The following is a 16,026-nucleotide window of genomic DNA, read 5'->3' on the forward strand; positions in this document are numbered from 1 at the left end:
GATGACCACACAACAAGATATTGCGCAGCAATGGCTAGAACGCCATCTTCAGCAAATTCGTGAGTATTCTGGGATTAACAAAACTTACGCGATGGATGCAGAGCTGATTGCCGATGTGCATATCGATTCTTTAGAGCTGTTGGAATTGATTGCGGCGATTGAGGAATATACCGAACAGCCATTAAAGGACGAAGTGTGGATGAAGTGGCGACGCTTACAGGATATTGTGAATTACCTGGTTAGCGCCACCACAGACAATTAAGTTGTCTGGTCAGTTTTCATCGATAGTAACTCGGTTTCGTGCTTTTGGGCAGGAAACCGAGTTTTTTATGGCTCAGATGTCGTGATTTCCAACGCTTTCTTGATGGCATCAGGGATCACGCTACCGTGGGTTTTGCCTGCAAATAAGGTGAAATCACAAATTCGTTGAGGGCTATTTATGGCTTCACACACTTCACGAGGGGAGATCCAACTTTTTCGTGTTTGATAATTTTGCTTCTGCTCATCGGTTAAACGACTTAAATCTGGCGTCTCTTCTAACTCACCGAGGGTGATATCTAACGGCGATGCCTTCGACGGGCGCGTTAACTTATCTAAATTCACCATTTTCCCTTCTCCCCACCATAATGACGGGCTTGCCGCGACAAAATGCTGGAAATCCGCAGGGTGGTCTTGGTACGCCATCAGGGTAAATAAACCGCCAAATGAGTGCCCAAATAAGGTTTCACGTTGAGTATCAATCGGGAATTGTTGTTCAGCCCATGGGCGAATAGTGAAGGTGAGAAACTGGTACAGAGATTCTGCACCGCCACCGTGCTGGAATGCATCACCTGCAACTTTCGGCGTGTAGTCGTATGTGCGCTCTTTTTTCGGAAACGCTTCAGGGCTGGGATAGCCGATGCCAATAATAATCGGCAGTTTATCGGGGGAAAATTGCTGAGCCGCTTGGTTGACTGCTAGCGGATACAGCCCGTTACCGTCTAACATAAACAGCACGGGACGTTTTCCTGAAATATGTTGTGGAACGGCACTGTAGATGCGCAGTTCGCGCTGGCCATTGCGCATATCATGGTGCTGCACGGTGTATACGTCCGCCACACGAGCATCGAATTCGGGAATATTCGGATTGGGACGGGCCCACGTATTACTTGTGATACAGATGCTTGCAATACACATCAATAGGCTCGCCATAAACAGTTTTTTTATCATTGGGATGGTCATCGAACTAAAAAGAATCAGCGGGTAATCAGCGATAAGCGTCATACCCGCAATCAGGGATTAGAATGTTACGTTGACATTCGCCCAGTAACGGCGACCGTCTTCAACATCCCAGTTACCGCCATTCTCAGCGTCAATCTTAGAGCCTTTCTCGTTGGCAATATTTAACACCGCAAAATTCAACTTGGTATTTTTCAGCAGCTGATAAGTCGCGCCCACATCCATGGTGGTATAGCCTTTACGGTAACGTGGAACGGAAGAACCGTTACGTTGTGCAGCCCATACTTGCTCACCTTCATAATGCGCACGGGTGTATAAGTTAAGGTCTGGGCTGTATTGCCAATCTAGCTTCGCATTCGCTAAGTGTTTCGGCGTTTTATCCAATGGGTAGCCTTTGAGGGATTCGCCACTGGTAAGTTTTTCATCATTACTTTTACGTTCTGAATCGGTGTAAGTGTAGTTCAGGCTAAGGTTCCAATCTTCGGCAAATGGAATACCCGCCGCGATTTCTACCCCTTTGATGTTAGCTTCACCGACGTTGTCGTAGGTGTACAGGTTTAAGCCTGTCACTGGGTCTTTATCACCGGTGTAGTAGCTGGTGAGTTTATTTTTAAAGTCAGTATTGAAGAACATCAGGCTCGCGTTGAAGCCAGACTCATGGTCATAGGCGATACCAATTTCTTGGTTAAAGCTTTTTTCAGGTTTCAGGTTGTCATTACCGTAGATGATCCCTTTACCTTTTTCTGTCGAGGTTTTGTAGTTCGGGCTAATTTCACGCAGAGTTGGTGCGCGGAATGCTTGTGATACCCCACCTTTGATGGTGATTTCATCGGTTAAATGGTAAATCGCGTAGCCGCGTGGGTTCCAGTGGTCGCCATAGAATTCGTGGTGATCTAAACGAATACCGCCAGTTAAAATCAGGTTTTCAGTGGCCGTAAATTCATCTTCTAAGAACAGCGCGTATTGGTCTGCGGTTAACGAGACATTTTCTGTGGTTTTAGCGCCAGTTGCAGAAGTATCTTTCAGTTTGGCATGTTGATACTGAGTCCCCGCCGTTAAGATATTATCCGGCAAGAAGGCGGTGACTTTACCATCCACTACGGTGTTAGTAATTTCCGGTACGCGCGCTTCATAAGCGTAATTATACAGCCCCGTTTTTGCGTCTTTGGTTTCGGCTTTGGTTTTACGTTTGGTTTGCTCTTGATAAACACTCACTTCCGTTTGAATCACATCCCAGTCGCCTTTGTAGGTCAGCGCCATATGGTTACGGTTATTGTGAGTTTCAGACTTAGTATTATCGCGTTTTACACCATTGAACATGGAGTATTCCGCCAGTGATTTACCCGGTTCAGCATAGCGTTCTTGGGTAGTTCTGCCCGCTTCAAATAAGAAGGTTTGATTTTCCATCGGCGTGAAGGTTAATTTCGCGGTCAGGCTTTTATTGTCCCTTTTATCATGGCCATCTGGAATTTTGTCTTCTTTACGGTAATCCCCGCTACCGTACAGTTGTAAACCAAGTTTATCTTTGATCAGCGGACCAGACAGGTAGAAATTACCGTCCATGGAATCGCCGCTTTCGCTATTTTCTTGAATAATTGCGCCCGTAGTGACGCTACCGTGCCACTCATTGGTCACTTTCTTGGTGATGATGTTGATGACGCCGCCCATGGCATCAGAGCCATACAGTGAGGACATTGGGCCACGGATCACTTCGATACGCTCGATAGCTTCAACAGGTGGCATAAAGCCTGCTTCAAAGCCGCCGCTACCATTTGGACGAGATTCACGGCTATTTTGACGACGACCATCCACCAAAATTAAGGTGTATTCGCCGGATAACCCTCGAATATTAATATCTTGTTTATTGGCGCTGCCGACGACGCTAACGCCTTCAACATCTTTGACCGCATCGGCTAAGTCGCGAACAGGTTTGTTTTGTAGCTGCTCGGCAGTAATGACGGTAACACTGGCAGGAGCATCGCGTAATTGTTGGGAATAACCCGATGCCGTAACGATCATTTTGTCTGAATTTTCTTCTGCTGTGGTGCTAAATGAAGCCAACGCTGCGCAAACACCTGCAGCGATTAAAGAGTAGTGATAGTGCGTTTTCATGTTTTTCCCTAGCAAAACTAAATGATAATGATAATCATAATGTTTGCGAATACTAACACCGATACAGATAGAAAATAAATAATTAGCGAGCTATTTTTTGGGCAAAGTTTGATCACGGTTAACATTTTGTGCGAGGGAACGAGAGAGCGTAAAAAACCGTACAAAAAGTAGGAAATAGACTGAAAAACGAGGGAATAGCTATTTGGGAATGAAAGAGATAAATGCCGATTATTATTTAACGATTCACAATTATCTTATTTAGAATGTTTTTATTATCTTTAAATAACCTCATCTTTTTTTGATTATATTTAAATTTTCTAATTTAAAAACAAGGTTGAATATTGATTTAAAACAGAAAATAAAAATTAAAAATGGATATTTAGTTAATGTAAAACAGTTGCCTATTGCATTATCACGATGAGTTCGTAAAGATAGGTTATATTGCTAAAATAAAGTTTATTTCCCTTGAGAGTTATTATGGAACAACCGACAAATTCAATTGAAGAACATCAAAAAACGAAACAAGAAAATAAAAGAACACTGTGGATGATCATCGCTACGGTTATTATTGTTTTGTTGTTTGTTGCCTATGGCGCGTATTGGTTTTTGGTTCTGCGTTTTCAAGAATATACCGATGATGCCTATGTGTCGGGTTTGCAAATTCCTATCGTTGCGCAAACCACCGGAAATGTCACTCAAGTGAACTTTGAGAATACTGACTTGGTGAAAGCGGGTGATGTGCTGGTGGTGCTGGATAAAACTAATGCGCAACTGGCTTATGAACAGGCCAAACATGATTTAGCGTCCACTGTGCGCAAAACCAAAGAGTTGTATATCAATGGGGACCAGTACCAAGCCCAAATCCAACAAAATCGAGTTTCGCTTGCGCAAGCGCAAAAAGATTATCAGCGCCGTGCAGCATTAGGTCGCAGTGGGACGATTTCAAAAGAGGATTTGCAGCACTCTCAAGAAGCGGTGCAACTGGCGCAAGCAGCGCTGGATATTTCGATTCAACAATACAATGCCAACCGTGCGTTGTTGCGTAATACGGCACTGAAAAACCAGCCAGCGGTGCAACAAGCGGCGGATAGCGTGCGCAGTGCGTGGATCAATCTACAGCGGACAGAAATCAAAAGCCCGATGACGGGATATGTCTCTCGCCGTAATGTGCAAGTGGGTTCCCAAGTCAGCCCGCAAAGCTCGTTAATGGCGATTGTGCCGGTTCAACCAGTTTGGGTCGACGCTAACTTTAAAGAGACGCAACTTGAAAATGTGCGTATCGGTCAGCCGGTCACGATTAACAGTGATTTTTATGGTAGCAATGTGAGTTACAAAGGTACGGTAGTGGGACTGGATATGGGGACGGGCAGTGCGTTCTCATTGCTGCCTGCGCAAAATGCCACGGGGAACTGGATCAAAGTGGTGCAGCGTCTACCCGTTCGCGTGGAGTTAGACCCTGAGCAAGTGGCGAAATACCCGCTACGTATCGGTTTATCCATGAATGTAACCATCGATATTAAAGACCAAAATGGTCCTGTATTGTCGGAAGTTCAACGTACAATTCCCGCGTTTGAAAGTGATGTTTTGGTGCTGAAGTTAAACGATGTGGATCAGGTGATCGACACCATTATCAGCGATAACGCGGACTAGTCCCATGGCTGATATTCAACCGCTAAAAGGGGCTAAACTCGTCTGGGCGACTATCGCCCTGTCTCTGGCGACATTTATGCAGGTGTTGGACTCCACGATTGCCAACGTGGCTATCCCGACGATTGCGGGGAACCTTGGGGTGTCGGTCTCGCAAGGGACGTGGGTGATCACCTCATTTGGGGTGTCCAACGCCATCTCTATCGCAATTTCGGGTTTTCTGGCTAAACGCTTCGGGGAGATAAGAGTCTTCCTGTGGGCAACGGCACTGTTTACGCTGTTTTCATTACTGTGTGGTTTTTCCGACAGCCTTGGTATGTTGATTTTGTTCCGCGTGCTACAAGGGGCGGTTGCTGGGCCAGTTATCCCGTTGTCACAAAGTCTCATCATGCGGTGTTATCCACCGAAAATGCAGAATATGGCGTTGGCATTTTGGTCGATGACCATTATTTTAGCCCCTGTTTTTGGGCCTATTTTCGGCGGCTATATCAGCGATAACTTCCATTGGAGCTGGATCTTCTTTATGAATATCCCGCTGGGGATCTTCGTGATCATTGTTGGCTCGATCATTCTGAAAGGGATGGAATCGACAGTGGTGAAAGTGCCATTCAATGTGATCGGCTTAGCGCTGTTATCCGTCGGTGTGGGCTGCTTGCAGGTATTGTTGGATAAAGGAAAAGAGCTCGGTTGGTTAGCGTCCAATGAGATTGTGATCCTTGCAGTGATCTCCGCAATTGCGCTGGTGTTTATGGTTATCTGGGAACTGACCTCCAAAAACCCGATCGTCGAATTATCGCTGTTTAAATCCCGCAATTTTACCATTGGTACCATTTCGGTGAGTTTGGCGTATATGGCGTATTTTGGGGCGATCGTACTTTTGCCGCAGCTACTGCAAGAAGTATACGGCTATACCGCAACATGGGCAGGGTTAGCGCTCGCACCAATAGGTCTTTTACCCGTATTGTTCTCAGCACCTGTCGCGAAACTCTCGGATTTCTTAGACATTCGCTGGATAGTCACCTTTAGCTTCGTGTTTTATGCCATTTGTTTCTTCTGGCGAGCCTATACGTTTGAGCCATCTATGGGGTTCGATGCCGTTGTCTGGCCGCAGTTGGTGCAGGGGATGGCGGTAGCCTGTTTCTTTATGCCGTTGACCACTTTGACACTGTCGGGGCTACCCCCTGAAAAATTAGCCTCGGCTTCCAGCTTGGCGAACTTTTTCCGTACGCTGGCGGGCTCCATCGGAACATCGATCACCACCACGCTGTGGAGCGATAGGGAGGCAGTGCATCATAGCCAGCTCACTGAATTTATTACGGATTACAACCCAGAATCCCTCGATATGTACCAAGGGATGGCGGCGCATGGCATGACCACTGAGCAAACCTCCGGCTTTATTGCTCAGCAGATCACCAGCCAAGGGTTGATTATCGCGGCGAATGAAATTTTCTGGTTATGTGGCTGGGTGTTTATTGCGTTGATTGTGACGGTATGGTTTGCGAAGCCGCCGTTTGGCAGCAAAGCCAATAAACATTAAAAAGAAACACTAAAAGATAGGGCGCGTGGGTTGTCGACATGCGCTCACTTTTACAGTCTGGACTTGGGAACAACATCATCAAAGACCAGTTTTGGACGGTTAGGCTCTTCCTCCGTCAGCGGCGTCACTTCTTGGAATGTATTGAGGCAGCGGGTCACTAAGGTTTGGTAATCCAGTGTGCCCTTGCTTTTCCATTCAATTTCTTGCTCTGACAGGCTACGCAGCACTTTGGCGGGTGTTCCGATAATCAAGCTGTTATCGGGAAATTGCGCATCCGCTTTGATAAACGCACAAGCGCCGACAATGGAATTTTCGCCCACTACCGCACCATCCATCACCACACTATTCATGCCTACTAATGCATTACGTTTGATATGACAGCCATGCAAAATAGCACCGTGACCAATGTGCCCATCTTCCTCAATGATGGTATCGAATTGCGGAAAACCGTGCATCACGCAGTTATCCTGCACATTCGCCCCATCTTTAATAATCAGTCGCCCAAAATCTCCGCGTAAACTGGCGTTAGGGCCAATATAAACGCGCTTACCAATGACCACATCGCCAATGATCACGGCAGTAGGGTGAACAAAACTTTCTGGGCTAACGACAGGGGTGATACCGTCAATTTGATAAAATGGCATAAAGGTTCCTTTAGCAAAGTGATTATGCGGCTGCTAGCTCTCGAAGAATACCGCCAAAACGTCGATAATAGGCGCTGGAGGGGTGTGGTAGTTCGCCAACGGTGGTTTCACACAAGTCGGTGACATACTGGGTGGCACCTTGGTCGATACGCTGATAAATATTGGTGCACAAGTGGCGCGCAATATGTCCTTCCCACTGTGCAGGCAGTAATTCATCAGGGAGCAACGGGTCTTTTAAGATCACGCGGCGATAAAAATGGATCAGTAATAGGCGCAGCTGGAAACATAATTCAGGGGAAATTGTCTGTTCCCCATGCTCTTTTAGCAATAATGCTACAGGGCGGAATAAGTTGATAAATTGATGATAATGCTCTGAAATTTCAGGTAGCGACCAGGCATCGAACACCAATTCCTTTAATTTTTTCTCAGAGCGATTAAAGGGATAGTTGGCACGGAAGTAAATTACTTGGTCAGCTGCGTTTAACTCCCCCAGTAAGGCGGGAATATCGCTTTGTGTCCGGCTTGGCGCAGCCATCAAGCCGCTATTAAATTGCCCAAACCCGAGCCAACCAAACTCTTTTTTAAGGCGAATTTTTTCGTCTTTATCCGCGCTTTCCAGCAGTAGTAAATCCCATGTGCCATCCCATTCAGGCTGTTCGCTGAGGTAAATTTTGCTTTCCGCTCGGCGAAAGCGGTTTTGTCCGCGTTCTGAAATACGGTAGTAGCTACGGCGTCCTATTTTTTCGACATCCAGCCAGTTTTCTTTTTGTAGACGAAACACGGAGGTGCGCACAAAGCGGTCGGAAAAACCCATTGGCTCAAGCAATTTGGTCAGGCTACCTAGCCAAACTTCGCCACCACGGTGGTGCAAAGCATCTCCATATAGGGAGCTGATAAGCGACGTTCCGCTGATAGGCTGGCTCTCAATGGCGTAGTGTATAAATTGGCTGAGTTTGGTTTCCATATGATTTTATCCCTAAAATTTATGTATCAGGTACTTGGCAAATCTTAGACAAAAACTAGTCGATTGTCTTGTTTTCGTGCCGAAGAGTGTGAGCATTGTGAGGAAACCGCCGAGAGGCGTATTCATCATGAATACACCTCATTCTCGGAAACTAAACGGCAATTCGTGTATCAATTACGCGCTGGGCTTTGCCTTGTGAGCGGGGGATATCCCCACAGTTGACGATGCTCACTCGGGTGCTGATCCCCACCATGGATTTAATACGGTGTTTGAGGTTGTGGCAGATATTACAGCGCTCATCAAAAGTCAGTTGTTCTGGGTGTTTGAGCTCAACGCGCACAGAGAGGTTATCCATATTGCCTTTGCGCCCAATTTCTAGTTGGTAGTGTGGCGATAACTCTTTGAATTGCATTATTTGCTCTTCAATTTGAGACGGGAAAACGTTCACACCACGGATAATCATCATGTCATCGGAGCGACCCGTGATTTTTCCGATACTGCGCATTTGGCGGTTTCCACCAGATTTTAGGTGAGTAAGGTCGCGGGTTCGGTAGCGGATCACTGGCATGGCTTCTTTTGTGAGGGTAGTGAACACTAACTCACCATGCTCCCCATGACCGAGGGTTTTTAGGCTATTTGGGCAGATAATTTCAGGGTAAAAATGGTCTTCCCAGATAGTTGGGCCGCTTTCGTCGGAGTCCGCACACTCCATAGCAACGCCAGGTCCCATCACTTCAGATAAGCCATAAATATCTAAGGCTCTGATTCCTAAGCGAGTTTCAATTTCGGTTCTGAGGGATTCTGTCCACGGTTCTGCACCAAAGACACCAATTCTTAGTGAGCACTTACTAGCGTCTCCGCCCATGATTTTCTCAAGTTCGTCGATAATACTAAGGCAGTAAGATGGCGTCACCATGATGATATCGGGCTTAAAATCGACAATTAGCTGTGCTTGTTTCTCGGTTTGACCGCCGGACATGGGAATAACCGCCGCACCAAGGCGCTCTGCCCCATAGTGCGCTCCGAGCCCGCCAGTAAATAGCCCGTAACCGTAGGCAACGTGGACTTTATCACCGCGAGTCGCGCCAGCAGAGCGTAAGCTGCGAGCGATTAAATCTGCCCAGTTATCAATATCTTGTTGGGTATAACCGACAACCGTTGGGCGACCGGTGGTACCCGACGAGGCGTGAATGCGGGTAATTTGTTCCATTGGCACAGCAAAGGTGTCGAATGGGTAGTTTTCACGTAAATCTTGCTTAGTGGTATAGGGAAATTTTTCGATGTCGCTAAGCTGTTTAAAATCGTCAGGGTGTACGCCCGCGGCATCGAATTTTTTGCGGTACATTGGCACATTTTCGTATGCGTGAGTGAGTGTCCACTTCATTCGTGAGAACTGCAACGCCTCGATCTCATCGCGAGAAGCAAACTCGATCGGGTCGATATTATCGTGTTGTGTCATGCTCATAATTGCCAATCCTTATTATTATTGATACTTGCCTGAGCAGGTGTAGGGGGAGTCAGGCAGTTTTGTTATTCAGACTCGTTCAATAATCATTGCAATACCTTGACCCACACCGATGCACATGGTGCATAACCCGTAGCGACCTTGCTTACGGTGCAGTTCATTCATGGCGGAAATCACCAAGCGCGACCCGCTCATACCCAGCGGGTGCCCTAAGGAGATAGCTCCACCATTGGGGTTAACCTGCGGGGCGTCATCTGGCAGACCTAAGCCTCGCAATACCGCCAGTGCTTGAGCGGCAAAGGCTTCATTCAGCTCAATCACATCCATTTGTTCGATAGTCAGCCCTGCCATTTTCAGTACTTTTTGAGTGGCAGGCAGAGGGCCGATACCCATTAAACGCGGCTCGACACCACAGGTGGCTGTCGCAATCACTCGCGCTCGTGGGGTTAACCCTTGCTGCTTGGCAACCGCTTCGGAGGCGATAATCAAGGCGGCGGCACCATCATTAACGCCCGAAGCATTGCCCGCAGTGACGCTGCCATTTTCACGAAACGGCGTTTTCAGTTTTTGCAGTTGTTCGTGAGTGGTTTCAGGACGCGGGTGTTCATCTTCCGTCACTTGCTGCTCTGATTTACGCAATTTCACGGTGACGGGAACAATCTCTTCGGCAAAGATGCCTTTAAGGCGAGCCGCTTCGGTACGCTGTTGGCTGCGCAGGGCAAAAGCATCTTGGTCTTCGCGGCTGATATTGTAAGTGTGCGCCACGTTTTCGGCGGTTTCTGGCATGGAATCAGTGGAGAATTGCTGCTCCATTAATGGGTTGATAAATCGCCAGCCAATCGTGGTATCAAACATTTGCGCTTGGCGAGAAAAGGCAGCATCTTGTTTGCCCATCACAAACGGTGCACGGCTCATGGATTCCACACCGCCGGCAATCATCAATCCCGATTCCCCAGCTTTGATGCTGCGAGCAGCAAGGGCGATGGCATCTAAGCCAGAGCCACATAGGCGGTTGATGGTGGTGCCAGATACTGAAATCGGTAAGCCAGACAGTAGCCCCGCCATTCGTGCGACGTTGCGGTTATCTTCCCCCGCTTGGTTGGCGCAACCGAGGATAATATCGTCGGTTAACGTCCAGTCTAATTGTGGGTTACGCACCATCAAGGCTTTTAGAGTGATAGCCGACAGATCATCGGGACGCAGTGAGGATAATGCGCCGCCATAGCGACCAATCGGGGTGCGAATACCATCGCAAATATAGGCGTCATTCATGAGGCTTCTCCAACTAAACGGTGACCTAAACGGTGGGAACGACCTTGAAACAGCGCCAGTGGTTTGCCATCTTGGTTGGTAATTTCGACTTCATATAACCCACTGCGTTTACCTTGGTGCTGCATTTTGGCGGTGGCAGTGAGCACATCCCCTTCAAAACCGGGGCGCAAAAAATCGATGGAACACATGGAGGCGACGGCAGCATAACCTTGGCTGTTGCAGGCATACGCAAACGCAGTATCTGCCAGACTAAACAACTGCCCGCCGTGGCAGGTTTTGTGCCCGTTCAACATGTTGGGCGTAACCACCATGGTGAGTTGCGCATAGCCTTCGGCCACATCTTCAATCACCATTCCCATGGCTTTGGCGCAAGTGTCATCGCGGTACATAGCATGTGCCGCTTGCTGAGCGAGGGTGACGTTGGGCAGTGAATTCATGGCAATGCCTCCAATGAGAGTGACTGAAAACCGGCGGCAAGCTGGCGTAGTAATGGGTTGGGGCGATAACGCGTGTCCCTATAGAAATCAGTTAAATGTTCAAGGGTATGCAAAATATGTGACCAACCGATTTGAGCGCCCCATGCTAGTGGCCCTTTCGGGTAATTCACGCCGAAACGCATCGCCAAATCAGTATCTTGGGCGCTTGCGACGCCTTTATTCACCACATCCAAAGCCTCATTGCACAACATGGCAACGGTGCGCAGGGTTAATAGCGCAGGGTAGTCCGGCAGCACAATCACTTGCTTGCCGAGGGACTGAAAAAAGGCAATCGCATCTTGGTTTTGCTGGTGGCTATTTTGTACTGCGCAACTGATAGCGATAGTGGTTGCCGCAACGTAGTTGGCGGATAAATCAAATTGCACCACGGGCTTATCAAGCTTTTGCGCAAGAGTGGATGTCATTTCACCATTTGTTAACATAATAATAACCCCGTTAACAACCAGTGAGGGTGACTGGTGCATTTTTTGTTCAGCTTCTTCGAGGCAGATCCCGTTTTGCTGTAAGAGTTGCTTAAGTGCAGGAAATATTTGCCAATTTCCATGGGCTTTGATGTCGAGCTGGCGAGACTGCACTATGGAAGGCGCGACGTCGACCCGAGATGCGAATTTATTATGATCATCATGATTATCAACGGCGTAATCATAAAATCCACGACCGGATTTGCGCCCTAAATGCCCCGCTTGCACCAACGCCAATTGCGCAAATGCGGTTTGGAAACGCGGGTCATAGCCAAATGCTTGAAACATGGACTCCGTCACGGCGTAATTCACGTCATGGCCGATTAAATCCGTCAGTTGTAAAGGCCCCATGGAAAAGCCTCCGGCATCGCGCATCACACTGTCTAACGTAGCGGGGTTGCCCACTTGTTCTTCCAGTGCTCGTAAGGTTTCTGCATAAAAAGGCCTTGCTACGCGATTAACAATAAAGCCCGGTGTGGAGCGGCAAATCACCGGAATTTTATTGAATGCCAGTGTCAGGGTTTTTAGGGTTTCAATCACGTGCTCTGCGGTTTCAAGTCCACGGATCACTTCTACCAGCTTCATCACAGGAGCAGGGTTAAAAAAGTGTAAGCCAGCCATGCGTTTAGGGTGTTTGAGTACGCTGGCAATCGCCGTGATAGATAATGACGAGGTGTTACTGGCAAAAATCGTGCTTTCGCGGCAAATGCCTTCAAGTTCACGGAAAATCGCCTGCTTAATGGCGAGTTTTTCTGCCACTGCTTCAATCACTAAATCGGCGTCAGCAAGGGTAGAAAGGCTGTCGGCAACATGGAGGCGAGCAAGGGTTTCTTCTGTGCTTTTGGCGTCGGCTCTGCCTTGTTCAACGCGTTTGCGTAAACGGGTGGAGAGTGCCGCTAAAGATTGCTGCAACACTTGGGCGTTCACATCAAAAAGTTGTACTTGTAGACCCGCACTGGCAGCGACTTGCGCAATTCCAATGCCCATAGTACCTGCGCCAATGACTGCGACATTTTGTATCGATGGGCTCAGTGAAGTCTTCATGGTTATTTTCCTTGGAACGTCGGTTCGCGTTTATTTAAAAACGCATCGACGCCTTCTCGGTAATCATGGCTGCGCCCGCCTAAGCGCTGTAAATCTCGCTCTAAATTGAGCTGCTCATCAAGGGTATTGGTGGCGGCACTGTGAATCGCTTTTTTGATCAGCCCCAACCCATAGGTCGGTTGAGTCGCAAGGTGCTTCGCGAGGTTGTTAACGGTGGTGGCGAGTTGGTCATTTTCCGTGACTTGCCAAATCATGCCCCACTGCAATGCTTGCTCTGCGCTAATTTTATCCCCTAACATCACCATGCCCATAGCACGGGCACGACCGACTAATTGCGGTAAAAACCAGCTTCCACCGGAATCAGGCACCAGCCCGAGGCGGCAAAATGATTGAATAAAACTGGCACTTTTCGCGGCGATGACAATATCTCCCGCAAGGGCAATCGCCGCTCCCGCGCCTGCGGCAACGCCGTTCACGGCACAAATAATCGGTTTGGGCAATGCGACTAAACGGCGGATCAGCGGGTTGTAGTAAGTTTCGACGGAAAAGCCCAGATCAGGGGCTTCGGATCCGACAGCGACATTACGATCGTTCAGATCTTGCCCCGCACAGAATCCACGACCCGCGCCGGTGATCACTAAGCAACGGACGGTTTCGTCTCGTTCGGCGATTTTAATGGCCGCGCTTAGCTGGCGATGCATCTCATCGTTAAAGCTATTTAGACGGTCAGGGCGGTTTAAGGTAATCGTGAGCACCCCATCTTCCAGCGTTGTAAGGATCATCTCTTCGGTGATCACGGTGTCATTTATCATGATTAGCGTCCTGTAAATTGGGGGGATCGTTTTTCGAAAAAGGCGGCGATCCCCTCTTGGCGATCGTCCGTACCCGCAAGGCTGGCAAAATACTGGCGCTCCAGTTTTAAGCCTTCGGTCAGGTGAGTTTCTTGGGCGCTTACTAGCGCAGCTTTGGCGGCATTCACGGCTAAAGGCGCATGTCCTGCAATGCGTTTGGCGATGGCTTGAGCGCGTTCAAGGGTGAGTGCGTCCACGCACACTTCACTGACTAATCCGGCTTGTTTGGCTTGCTCAGCACTGAGGGTTTCTCCGGTGAGTACCATCTGCATGGCAAGGGATTTGCCCACTGCGCGAATTAGGCGCTGAGTACCGCCCGCACCGGGGATCATTCCAAGGGTAATTTCCGGTAGACCAAAGCGGGCGGATTCCCCCGCAATAATGATGTCGCTGGCGAGCAGTAACTCGAACCCAGCCCCTAACGCGTAGCCATTGGCGGCACAAATAATCGGTTTGCTGATTTGCGCAAAACGGCGCCAAACTTGTGGACGTTTATCCGTGATGGCGCTGGCAACGGTTTGCTGCTGAAGCTCTTTAAGATCAGCCCCTGCGGCAAAGAAACGCGGGTTGCCCGTAATGACGATAGCGCCGATATTGTCGTTGGTTTGCGCATGTTCGAGATGCTTAACCAGTAATTCAAGGCACGGTGTGCTCAGCGCGTTGCGCACATCGGGGCGATTAAGCGTCAGCGTCAGAACGCGATGATGTTGTTGAGATAAAATCCAATTATTTTCCATTGCTCATCCCTACACATCAAAGTCCAATACCACGCCATCCCCTTTTGGCCATGCTTGGCAGCTGAGGATATAGCCGGCGGCGATTTGGTCAGGTTCGAGGCTGTAGTTCACCCCCATTTCCACTTCCCCTGAGCGCAGTTTGCATTTGCAGGTGGCGCATACGCCGCCTTTGCAGGCGTAAGGCAGGTCAGCACCTTGGCGCAGTGCGGCATCAAGGATGCTGTCATCTTGCCCATCCATATTGATATTTAAGGTGCGCCCATCTAATTGAAGGGTAACTTGGCGGCTTTCGCTGGTGGTAATCGTCGGTTTGAATTTCGCACCCGAGGTATTAAAGCGCTCGGTATGTACGCGCTCTTGCGCCATGCCGTGATGAATTAAGGTTTCTTGGACTTCATCCATCATGGATTCTGGACCGCAAATGAAAGCGCGGTCGAATTGGCTAAAATTGAGCAGGGATTTCCCTAAAGCGCTGAGTTGTTGCGCATCAATGCGCCCGCTGAGTAACGCGCTCTCTTGCGGCTCTTGGCTAAACAGATACAGCACTTGAAAACGGGTGGCAAAGCGGTTTTTTAAGTCAGCAATGGCTTCTTTGAACATCACTGAACGGCTATTGCGATTACCGTAAATCAGTACAAAGCGGCTATTTGGCTCGGTTTGCAATGTGGCTTTGATGATGGATAACAGCGGGGTAATGCCGGAGCCTGCGGCCACGGCTAAATAGTGCCCTTGTTGCTGGCTATCGGGTTGGTAGCCAAATTGCCCTTGGGGGATCATCACTTCTAAGCTATCCCCAACATTCAGTTGTTGGTTGATAAAGTTAGAAAATCGCCCTTCGTAGATAGCTTTAACGCCAATTTTTAGCCCGTTTTCATTGGGGGCGCTACAGATGGAGTAGCAGCGACGAAGATTTTCGCCATTAATCGCGGCTTTTAGCGTTAAATGTTGACCTGGGCGGTAACGATACTGCGCTTGCAGAGATTCAGGAATATGAAAGGTGACCGCCACGGCATCGGGCGTGTCACGGTCAATAGCGGCAATACTTAAACGGTGAAAGACAGTCATGAGTGTGCCCTTAAATACATTTAAAGTAATCAAACGGTTCTAAGCATTCATTGCAGCGATACAGCGCTTTGCAGGCGGTAGAGCCAAACTCGCTAATTTTTTCCGTCTGTTCGCTATCGCAACGCGGGCAGCAGATGGCTCCCGTATGCTCAGGATGTTCACAGGCCGTGCCTTGTGGGGGGGCAATGCCAAATTCACGTAAGCGCCGTTTGGCATCTTGGTTCATCCAGTCCGTGGTCCATGCGGGGGTTAATACCACTTCCACATCCACAGATGAGAAACCCGCGCTATCGAGAACCATTTTGATTTCATTGATTAAAAATTCGGTGGCAGGGCAGCCTGAATAGGTTGGGGTAAACCCAATTTGCCAGCCTTGTTCGGTCGGCTTCACATGGCGCACCATGCCGAGATCAGTAATAGACAGAGCCGGCAATTCAGGGTCAGGGATCTGCTGAAGCTGCTGCCAGATCTGATGAATATCGGGGGATTGAAGTTGCATTCTCTGTTCCATC

At 48.6% G+C, this 16,026-nt stretch carries 12 protein-coding genes and 3 pseudogenes; 3 read left to right on the forward strand and 12 right to left on the reverse strand.

The window, feature by feature from the left end; all coding sequences use genetic code 11:
* Nucleotide 1 precedes the first annotated feature (1 nt).
* Nucleotides 2–262: an acyl carrier protein gene (locus tag GKR74_RS01405; RefSeq protein WP_154602214.1), complete on the forward strand. Its 261-nt coding sequence runs from the start codon at nucleotides 2–4 to the stop codon at nucleotides 260–262.
* 65 nt (nucleotides 263–327) lie between these two features.
* Here the strand turns inward: GKR74_RS01405 and GKR74_RS01410 are convergent, their stop codons facing one another.
* On the reverse strand, nucleotides 328–1,263 hold the full coding sequence (locus GKR74_RS01410; RefSeq protein WP_154602215.1) for an alpha/beta hydrolase: 936 nt from the start codon (nucleotides 1,261–1,263) through the stop codon (nucleotides 328–330).
* Nucleotides 1,264–1,278: 15 nt separating this feature from the next.
* Entirely contained in the window at nucleotides 1,279–3,330 is a 2,052-nt protein-coding gene (locus GKR74_RS01415; RefSeq protein WP_154602216.1) for a TonB-dependent receptor domain-containing protein, read from the reverse strand.
* A gap of 477 nt (nucleotides 3,331–3,807) precedes the next feature.
* On the opposite strand from GKR74_RS01415, the gene emrA reads away from it, so the two are divergent.
* Together emrA and GKR74_RS01425 are read left to right on the forward strand one after the other, a co-directional pair.
* Nucleotides 3,808–4,980 carry a multidrug efflux MFS transporter periplasmic adaptor subunit EmrA gene (emrA, locus tag GKR74_RS01420; RefSeq protein ID WP_154602217.1) on the forward strand — a complete coding sequence of 391 codons (1,173 nt, stop codon included), beginning with the start codon at nucleotides 3,808–3,810 and terminating at the stop codon, nucleotides 4,978–4,980.
* A gap of 4 nt (nucleotides 4,981–4,984) precedes the next feature.
* Nucleotides 4,985–6,514 (forward strand): DHA2 family efflux MFS transporter permease subunit, encoded by a 1,530-nt coding sequence (locus GKR74_RS01425; protein WP_154602218.1) that lies wholly within the window; start codon nucleotides 4,985–4,987, stop codon nucleotides 6,512–6,514.
* Between the two features lie 50 nt (nucleotides 6,515–6,564).
* Here the strand turns inward: GKR74_RS01425 and paaY are convergent, their stop codons facing one another.
* From paaY to paaD, 10 genes and pseudogenes are all read right to left on the reverse strand, one after another.
* Nucleotides 6,565–7,158 carry a phenylacetic acid degradation protein PaaY gene (gene paaY / locus GKR74_RS01430; protein WP_154602219.1) on the reverse strand — a complete coding sequence of 198 codons (594 nt, stop codon included), beginning with the start codon at nucleotides 7,156–7,158 and terminating at the stop codon, nucleotides 6,565–6,567.
* A 22-nt stretch (nucleotides 7,159–7,180) separates the two neighbouring features.
* Nucleotides 7,181–8,122 (reverse strand): phenylacetic acid degradation operon negative regulatory protein PaaX, encoded by a 942-nt coding sequence (paaX, locus tag GKR74_RS01435; RefSeq protein ID WP_154602220.1) that lies wholly within the window; start codon nucleotides 8,120–8,122, stop codon nucleotides 7,181–7,183.
* Nucleotides 8,123–8,273: 151 nt separating this feature from the next.
* Nucleotides 8,274–9,587: a phenylacetate--CoA ligase PaaK gene (gene paaK, locus GKR74_RS01440; protein ID WP_154602221.1), complete on the reverse strand. Its 1,314-nt coding sequence runs from the start codon at nucleotides 9,585–9,587 to the stop codon at nucleotides 8,274–8,276.
* An 18-nt stretch (nucleotides 9,588–9,605) separates the two neighbouring features.
* Nucleotides 9,606–10,859, reverse strand: a pseudogene (gene pcaF / locus GKR74_RS01445) (3-oxoadipyl-CoA thiolase).
* A pseudogene (gene paaI / locus GKR74_RS01450) lies at nucleotides 10,859–11,296 on the reverse strand (hydroxyphenylacetyl-CoA thioesterase PaaI); the annotation flags it as partial. The pseudogenes paaI and pcaF, both read right to left, overlap by 1 nt.
* Nucleotides 11,296–12,861: pseudogene (locus tag GKR74_RS01455) on the reverse strand (3-hydroxyacyl-CoA dehydrogenase); the annotation flags it as partial. The pseudogenes paaI and GKR74_RS01455, both read right to left, overlap by 1 nt.
* A gap of 2 nt (nucleotides 12,862–12,863) precedes the next feature.
* The gene (paaG, locus tag GKR74_RS01460) at nucleotides 12,864–13,673 is read right to left on the reverse strand and encodes a 2-(1,2-epoxy-1,2-dihydrophenyl)acetyl-CoA isomerase PaaG (protein WP_154602225.1); all 810 of its coding nucleotides are present in this window, start codon (nucleotides 13,671–13,673) and stop codon (nucleotides 12,864–12,866) included.
* Nucleotides 13,674–13,675: 2 nt separating this feature from the next.
* Nucleotides 13,676–14,449 (reverse strand): 2,3-dehydroadipyl-CoA hydratase PaaF, encoded by a 774-nt coding sequence (gene paaF / locus GKR74_RS01465; RefSeq protein ID WP_154602226.1) that lies wholly within the window; start codon nucleotides 14,447–14,449, stop codon nucleotides 13,676–13,678.
* Nucleotides 14,450–14,458: 9 nt separating this feature from the next.
* A complete protein-coding gene (paaE, locus tag GKR74_RS01470; protein ID WP_154602227.1) occupies nucleotides 14,459–15,514 on the reverse strand; it encodes a 1,2-phenylacetyl-CoA epoxidase subunit PaaE in 1,056 nt (351 codons plus the stop codon).
* A 10-nt stretch (nucleotides 15,515–15,524) separates the two neighbouring features.
* On the reverse strand, nucleotides 15,525–16,025 hold the full coding sequence (paaD, locus tag GKR74_RS01475) for a 1,2-phenylacetyl-CoA epoxidase subunit PaaD (protein ID WP_154602228.1): 501 nt from the start codon (nucleotides 16,023–16,025) through the stop codon (nucleotides 15,525–15,527).
* Nucleotide 16,026: the final 1 nt, after the last annotated feature.

It is taken from the genome of Providencia sp. wls1914 (assembly GCF_009706645.1).
GTDB lineage: Bacteria > Pseudomonadota > Gammaproteobacteria > Enterobacterales > Enterobacteriaceae > Providencia > Providencia zhijiangensis.

Excerpts from the sequence above, each read along its gene's own strand:
- GKR74_RS01405 (WP_154602214.1), top strand. The coding sequence starts at position 2 with ATGACCACACAACAAGATATTGCGCAGCAATGGCTAGAACGCCATCTT.
- GKR74_RS01410 (WP_154602215.1), bottom strand. The coding sequence starts at position 1,263 with ATGACGCTTATCGCTGATTACCCGCTGATTCTTTTTAGTTCGATGACC.
- GKR74_RS01415 (WP_154602216.1), bottom strand. The coding sequence starts at position 3,330 with ATGAAAACGCACTATCACTACTCTTTAATCGCTGCAGGTGTTTGCGCA.
- emrA (WP_154602217.1), top strand. The coding sequence starts at position 3,808 with ATGGAACAACCGACAAATTCAATTGAAGAACATCAAAAAACGAAACAA.
- GKR74_RS01425 (WP_154602218.1), top strand. The coding sequence starts at position 4,985 with ATGGCTGATATTCAACCGCTAAAAGGGGCTAAACTCGTCTGGGCGACT.
- paaY (WP_154602219.1), bottom strand. The coding sequence starts at position 7,158 with ATGCCATTTTATCAAATTGACGGTATCACCCCTGTCGTTAGCCCAGAA.
- paaX (WP_154602220.1), bottom strand. The coding sequence starts at position 8,122 with ATGGAAACCAAACTCAGCCAATTTATACACTACGCCATTGAGAGCCAG.
- paaK (WP_154602221.1), bottom strand. The coding sequence starts at position 9,587 with ATGAGCATGACACAACACGATAATATCGACCCGATCGAGTTTGCTTCT.
- paaG (WP_154602225.1), bottom strand. The coding sequence starts at position 13,673 with ATGATAAATGACACCGTGATCACCGAAGAGATGATCCTTACAACGCTG.
- paaF (WP_154602226.1), bottom strand. The coding sequence starts at position 14,449 with ATGGAAAATAATTGGATTTTATCTCAACAACATCATCGCGTTCTGACG.
- paaE (WP_154602227.1), bottom strand. The coding sequence starts at position 15,514 with ATGACTGTCTTTCACCGTTTAAGTATTGCCGCTATTGACCGTGACACG.
- paaD (WP_154602228.1), bottom strand. The coding sequence starts at position 16,025 with ATGGAACAGAGAATGCAACTTCAATCCCCCGATATTCATCAGATCTGG.